The organism is Streptomyces anatolicus (assembly GCF_019400875.1).
GTDB classification, from domain to species: Bacteria; Actinomycetota; Actinomycetes; order Streptomycetales; family Streptomycetaceae; genus Streptomyces; species Streptomyces anatolicus.
Window position 1 is genome coordinate 1 of sequence record NZ_WMBF01000348.1, and the last position, 6,664, is coordinate 6,664.

Annotated in this window: 5 protein-coding genes; 1 reads left to right on the forward strand and 4 read right to left on the reverse strand. The window is 73.7% G+C overall.

The window, feature by feature from the left end; translation table 11 throughout:
• Positions 1–181 precede the first annotated feature (181 nt).
• Positions 182–2,773: an FG-GAP-like repeat-containing protein gene (locus tag GKQ77_RS24400; protein WP_372459973.1), complete on the forward strand. Its 2,592-nt coding sequence runs from the start codon at positions 182–184 to the stop codon at positions 2,771–2,773.
• 198 nt (positions 2,774–2,971) lie between these two features.
• On the opposite strand, the gene GKQ77_RS24405 is transcribed toward GKQ77_RS24400, so the two are convergent.
• The 4 genes from GKQ77_RS24405 to GKQ77_RS24420 all read right to left on the reverse strand — a co-directional run.
• Entirely contained in the window at positions 2,972–3,538 is a 567-nt protein-coding gene (locus GKQ77_RS24405) for a hypothetical protein (RefSeq protein ID WP_219691079.1), read from the reverse strand.
• A 95-nt stretch (positions 3,539–3,633) separates the two neighbouring features.
• The gene (locus tag GKQ77_RS24410; protein WP_219691080.1) at positions 3,634–4,140 is read right to left on the reverse strand and encodes a hypothetical protein; all 507 of its coding nucleotides are present in this window, start codon (positions 4,138–4,140) and stop codon (positions 3,634–3,636) included.
• 65 nt (positions 4,141–4,205) lie between these two features.
• Positions 4,206–5,030, reverse strand: a complete 825-nt coding sequence (locus GKQ77_RS24415; protein WP_258021879.1) for a DUF4328 domain-containing protein — start codon at positions 5,028–5,030, stop codon at positions 4,206–4,208.
• A 126-nt stretch (positions 5,031–5,156) separates the two neighbouring features.
• On the reverse strand, positions 5,157–6,664 hold a 1,508-nt coding region (locus tag GKQ77_RS24420), incomplete at its 5' end, for a beta-N-acetylhexosaminidase (RefSeq protein ID WP_219691081.1).

The window sequence follows — 6,664 nt, forward strand, 5'->3', positions numbered from 1 at the left end:
CCCGAGTCCCCACCCGTTGCGTCACTCCACAACTGTCACATGACCCAGCGCACGCGCCCCTCGGCTCGTCACACCTTGGGCGTGCGGGATAGATCACGCGAGAAATTCTCTGGCGGGTACAACCATTTACCCTTCAAGGCGGTCCTACGGACTCGCTGGTTCACCAGAAATTCGCTAAGGGGTGGGGCACTTGAGCCCGCGCAAACCGCGTGAAAAGGCGCGTACCACGCATGCGTACAGGCCGCTGAGCCTCAAGCGCAGGGCGTGGCTGACGATCGGTGCCGTCGTGCTGGGAGGTGCGGGGGCGGTGACGTACGCGACGGCCGGCCCGAACTCCGGGGACGGCCCCGCCGATCCGCGCGCCGAGCGCCCGGCACGCGTGCACGACCTCGCACTCAAGGGCGACGGCGCCGCGAAGGGGGAGCTGCCGCGCACGTCGACCGAGCAGTTCTCCCTGCTCGGCGTCTCGTGGAGCGGCGCCACCGCGGAGCTGAAGGGCACCGCGCGGGTCCGCACACGCGCACTCGGCTCCGGAAAGTGGAGCGGCTGGCGCACCCTGGGCCTGGAGCCGCACCCCTCGGAAGCGGGCGCACGGGCCGCGTCCCAGCCGCTCTGGGTCGGCCCCTCGGACGGGGTCGAGGTCCGCGTCACCGCGGCCGACGGGAACACAAGTGACGTACTGCCCAAGGGACTTGAGGTCAACCTCGTGGACCCGGGCGTCACGCCCAAGGAGTCCATGGCCCCCGCCGCCTTCGCCCCCACCGCCTTCACCACCGACGGCGATACCCCCGCCAAGCCGACCGCCCCGCCGTCCACCGTCACCCAACCGCCCCTCATCAAGCGCGCGGCCTGGGGCGCCGACGAGTCGCTGGTCAAGGACGCGCCGAAGTACGTCGACAAGGTCAAGGCGGTCTTCGTCCACCACACGGCCGGCACGAACGACTACAGCTGCGCCCAGTCCCCCGCCCTGGTCCGCGGCCTGCTGACGTACCAGGTGCGGACCGAGGGCCGCGAGGACATCGGCTACAACTTCCTCGTGGACAAGTGCGGCCGCGTCTTCGAGGGCCGCGGCGGCGGTGGCCGCGGTGTCGACGCGTCCGTACGCGGCGCGCACACCCGCGGCTTCGACGGCGAGTCGGCGGGCATCGCCGTCCTCGGCGACTTCGAGGGCGATCCGGCGACGGGCAGGCCCGCCGGCAGGCCGAGCCGCGCCGCCCTGGAGTCGGTAGCGCGCGTGGCGGCCTGGAAGCTCGGCCAGTACGGCACGAGCCCGGCCGGCAAGGCCACGCTGACCGCGTCCGACGACACCGGCGTGTGGAAGAAGGGCGAACAGGCCTCGCTGTACGCGGTCTCGGGGCAGCGCGACGCCGAAACGGCCCCGGGCCCCGGCAAGAACCTCTACGCCGAGCTGGGCGAGATACGCCGCTTCGCGGGCAGCCCGGGCGCCAACTCCGCCGCCCCGACCGGTGACTTCGACGGCGACGGCAGCACCGACCTGGTCGCGGGCACCCCGAAGGCGTCGGGCGGCCGGGGACGCCTGACCGTCATACCCGGCGGTGACGGCGGCCCGGTGGGCGGCGCGAAGATCTCCCTGACGCAGACGAGCACCGGCGTCCCCGGCGTCTCCGAGCCCGGCGACGAGTGGGCGGCCGCCACCGCGTGGGGCGACCTGAACGGCGACGGGTACGCGGACCTCGTCATCGGCGCGCCGGGCGAGGACGACGGCTCGGGCAACACCGACCGCGGCGCCGTCACCATGCTGTACGGCCCGTCCTTCACCTCCGGCACGGACATGCAGCTCTCGGACGACTTCCACTACTCCAAGGCCCGGTTCGGCTCGGCGGTCGCCTCCGGCGACTTCAACGCCGACGGCAAGGCGGACGTCTTCGCGGCGGCCACGGGCACGGGCGGCTCCTGGGCCGCGCGGCTCGACGCGGACCGGGGGTCGGCCGGCAGCCTCACGCCGGGCGACACCGCCATAGCGGACGCGGACGCCGCGTCCGGCGACTTCAACCGCGACGGCTACGCGGACGTCGCGCTCACCTACCGCGACCAGGCGGGCAAGGCCAAGGTCGCCTGGTTCAGGGGCGGCCGCTCCGGCCTGAGCCGGGTCGGCGTGCTCTCCGTGCCCGGCGGCCGCTCGGTCGCGGTGGGCGATGTGAACGGCAACGGCTACGACGACCTGGTCATCGGCCAGCCGTACACCGCCGAGTCCGGCGCGCACACGGGCGGCCAGGTGACGGTGGTCCCCGGCACGTCGACGGGGTTCACCACGACCGGCATGAAGACCGTCCACCAGGCGACGGACGGCGTCATCGGCGCGGCCGAGTCCGGTGACGCGATGGGCTGGTCGGTCGCGGCGGGCGACTACAACGCGGACGGCTACGCGGACGTCCTGACCGGCGCCCCCGGCGAGGACATCACCCGCTCCGGCACCAGCCGCAAGGACGCGGGCACGTCCCTGCTCCTGAAGGGCTCCGCGTCCGGCCTCACCGGCACGGGCGCGATGGCCTTCTCGCAGGACGAGCCGGACGTGCCGGGCTCCACGGAGTCCGGCGACCGCCTCGGCTCCTCGGTGACCCTGGCCGACCTGTCCGGTTCCGGCCGCGCGGACCTGGCCATCGGCGTGGAGGGCGAGGACGCGGGCGACGGCACGATCCTCCAGCTGGACAGCGACGGCTCGGGCGTGCCCGGCGCGAGCGGCGTCTACTACGGGCGTACGACGCTGGGCACCCCGGCGGCCGCCCGCCTCGGCCAGACACTGACGCCGTAACCCCCACGAGGCGCCGCCCCCGGAAGCCCCGGGGAGCGGCGCCTCACGTGTCGCTTGGCACCCGGCAGCCTGCGGGCTGGGTCCTGCCCTCGGTCCGGCCCACGCCGACGGACTCCAGCCGGCGCTGGTACGGCACCGCGGGCCCGCGAGCCGGTGCCGCCCCCGCGTGACCGCCCGCCTGTCAGCGCCGTCCTCTTGTCAGTGCCGTCCTCGCGCCCGCCGTGACACCACCGCTCGCAGGACCCTGCGTCCCTCGCGGGACACGTCCAGGGCCTCGCGCAGGCCGTCGGCGCCGGTGTCCTTGGCGCAGAGCAGCTCCAGGATGCGGATCTGGCGCCGCAGTTCGGCCGCGACCAGGGGGGACATGCCGTCCGTGCGGCCCTCGCGGCGCGCGGTCACCGGGCGGGCCGAGCCCCAGGGGGCGGCGTCCAGGAGGCGATGGACCTGGAGGGCGGCGACGGAACAGCCGTCGGCCCACTCCCCCACCGCGGGCCCCGAGTGCGCATCGGGCACGGCATCGAGCATGCGGCGGGCCAGTGCGGTCGCCTCGCCGGACGCTCCGGGGGCGGTCGGCGCGGGCGTGAGCGCCGAGCGGGCCTCGGCAAGCGGCCCGCCCCAGTCACCGCCGTCCGCGAGCCGCGCCCACAGGGGCCGCAGCAGGTCGTCGTCGCCGCCGAGCACCGGCACGCAGCGGTCGAGGCAGGCCAACCCGCTGGCCGCGAGGCCCCGCTCATCGGCCTGTGCGATCAGCTCCACCAGGCTCATGCTGTACGTCTCCCGTCACGGACCCTGCGCTTCACCCTTACTGCGTGCGCTGCCCCGGGAACGTCACTGCCGCCGTCGCCGCCATCACCGCGCCGTCACTGCGGCACGACGCCGAGCCGGTCCAGGAAGCGGAAGAAAAGCTCCTCCGCGGAGGGCTCCGCCTCCGCCTTCAGGACGTCGAGGAGCGGGGCCGCGCGGACCGTCCTGCCCGACTCGGCGGCCCAGACGACCGCGCGTCCGGCGGCGTCGCGCGGCTCCAGGAAGTAGTCCTCCACGGTCAGGTCGCCGTCGCCGAGGTAGCCGGCCATCGCGCGCCGCGCCAGACACGTCGTCCACGCCCCGCTCTCGGGCGCCGCCGCCTCGACGACCACGCAGTCGCTGTCCATCACGTAGCCGAAGAGGGCGGGCGCGCCCGTCTCCAGGGCCAGCGTGTTCATGTTCCCCACGTCCCGCACGCCCTCGCCGCCCGGCACCTCCCACACCTGCCAGCCGTCGGCCCGCCGGTCGAGAAGGGCGAGGTCGTCCCGTACGCCGGTGAGCGCCGGGAACTCCGCGAGCGGCCGCTCGCTTCTGCCGACGACGTAATAGCCCCAGTAGCCCATGGCGCGTCCCCCCGCTGCACTCCGTACCGTGTTCAGGCCTTCTGCCCGCTCCCGGGGCGGGAAAATCACGGGGCGGCGACGGGCCCCGGCACCGGCTGCGGCACGGGCGGGCCCGACCTGGCCTTGCGGTCCTGCATGCGCGTGAGCCGGAGCACGAAGACGACGGCGAGCGCGGCGGCCGCGATGTGCAGGGCGTCCGAGAACATCATGTTGCCGACCGCCGACCTGATCTCATCGGCCTCCTCGGCGCGCGCGTACGACTTGGCCGCCCACCGGTCGGCGAAGAGGCTCGCCACCCACAGCGTCCACCAGGCGTTGACGAGGGGGTGCGGGCCGCGCTCCACCGACGGGTCGAGCGGCACCGTGGGGTCCGAGCCCGCCGGACGGGCGGCGCTCGCGTCCCAGATGTCGACGGCGATCCGCCGCGGGAACCAGAAGTTCACCACCGGCACGAACCAGCCCCACACCGTCCAGCCCCGCTTCTTGCGGTGGATGTAGGGCTCGAACACCTCGGCGTTCACCCGCACCCGGTGGAACCACACGAGGAAGACGACGCAGGTCGCGACCAGCGCCACCAGCTGCGGACCCCCGCTGTACGCGTACAGCGTGTCGGCGCGCTCAGCCCGCCGCTCGATGTCCGCCCCGAACTCCCCCGCGATCAGGTCGTTCATCACGTCGAGCATCACCGTGCCCGCCCACAGCGAGTACAGGTCGGCGGCGACGACGAGGCCGAGCAGCGCGACGACCGCCCAGCCGAGCCGCACCGGCGAGCGGAGCCAGGCGGGGGCGCCGCCGGTCTTGATCCGGCCGTCCGCCGGGGGCGGCGGCGCGGCCGCGGCGGCCTGGACGCAGGCGGCGCAGAGCCCCTGAGGCGTCGACGCCGTATTCATCTGACAGGACGTGCACAGCATCGCTGAGGGACCCCCCACGGGTTCAAGGACATCGCGGATTCACGGAATCACGGGTTCACGGGCATACGGAGAGCCGCCCGCATCCCTCCCCAGGGTGCGCGGCGGCTAATGGACCGTACCAGCGAGTTTCACGAAGTCGTTCCACGTGAGCGCGGGCTTTCGCGGGTCCCACAGCTTCTGGACGGTGGCCGCCAGCGGCATGCGGATGCCCTGGGCGACCTGCTCCTGCGTCTGCGATCCGGCGAGGTCGCACCAGACCGCGAACGAGCCGCCGAGTATCTGGCCGTCGTACTCCTCGCTCACCGGCCGCGTGCCGCGGAGCACCAGCGGGGTCCAGCTCTCGTAGATCCGCTGCCCGGTCGGATAGCGGAAGTCGTTGGGCTGGCCGAGGACGTAATACAGATACTCGTCGTTGTAGTTGATGAGGTCGCGCCCGTCCCTCAGATACTCCACAGGTTCGCGGGCGCCGATCTCCTTGCCCGTCCAGTACGCGACTTCGATGTCGTCGGCCGCCTGGATCCGCCCGCCGGGGAAGAACCCGTCGTTCCACGCCTGCGGCTGCTTCCCGTGCGGGCGCACGGTCTCGGCCCGGTCGTTGAGCCAGCCGGTCGCCAGGTCCCGCACCCGGCCTTGGGGCCCGTACCGCTCGCGGGCGGCGGCGGCCAGCTGGGGGTAGGAGGCCTCGGGGTCCTTGACCATGAGGGCGCGGTACTCGTCGGCGCCGAGGTGCCAGTGGCGGCCGGGGAAGAGCTCCGCGTACTCCTTCAGGAGGTCGTCGACGATCTCCGCGGCTTCCGGACTCGCGATGTCGACGGCGCCGGGGGTGGCGACGCCCCGGGCGTCCCGGAGCTGGAGCGAGGGGTGCTGCCGGATGAGCGCGCCGAGGTGGCCCGGCGAGTCGATCTCCGGCACGACGGTGATGTGACGGCTCGCGGCCAGCTTCAGGATGCGGCGGACCTGGTCCTTGGTGAGGTGGTCGGAGGAGACGATCTCGGGGTGCGAGTCGGAGGCGATACGGAAGGCCTGGTCGTCGGAGAAGTGCAGGCCGAGCTGGTTGAACTTCAGGTCGCCGAGCTCGCGTATCCGGTCCTCTATCCACGCGGCGTCGAAGTGCTTGCGGGCGATGTCGAGCATGAAGCCGCGCCGAGGCTTGGCGGGCCGGTCCCGCACGGTGCCCTCGGGGGCCGTCCGGTCTCCCTTCACCTCCTGCTTGAGGGTGCGGGTGCCGTAGAAGACGCCGGCCTCGGCGGGGGCGCTTATGCGGACGCGGCGGTCCTTGACGGTGAGGGTGTACGACTCGGGCCCCTGGCCCTCGCCGTCGGTGAGCGCCAGCTCCACGTCCCCCTGGCGGGGCCGGTCCTCACCGGCGTACTTCAGCCGCAGCTCGCCCGCGAGGAGGCGGCCCTCGTCGGCGAGGCCCTTGTCGCGGACGACCACGCGGGCCTTGCCCTCGGCGGGGCGCCAGCCGGGGCCGCGGGCGGCGGTGTGCTCGCGCACGGCGGGGATGGTGGCCGGGGCCTTGGAGAGGGCGTAGCTCTCGCGGGGCCTCGCCGGGGGCGACTGGGCGTCCGAGGGGGCGGATGTGGTGGCGCCCGACGAGTCCGGAGCGGAGG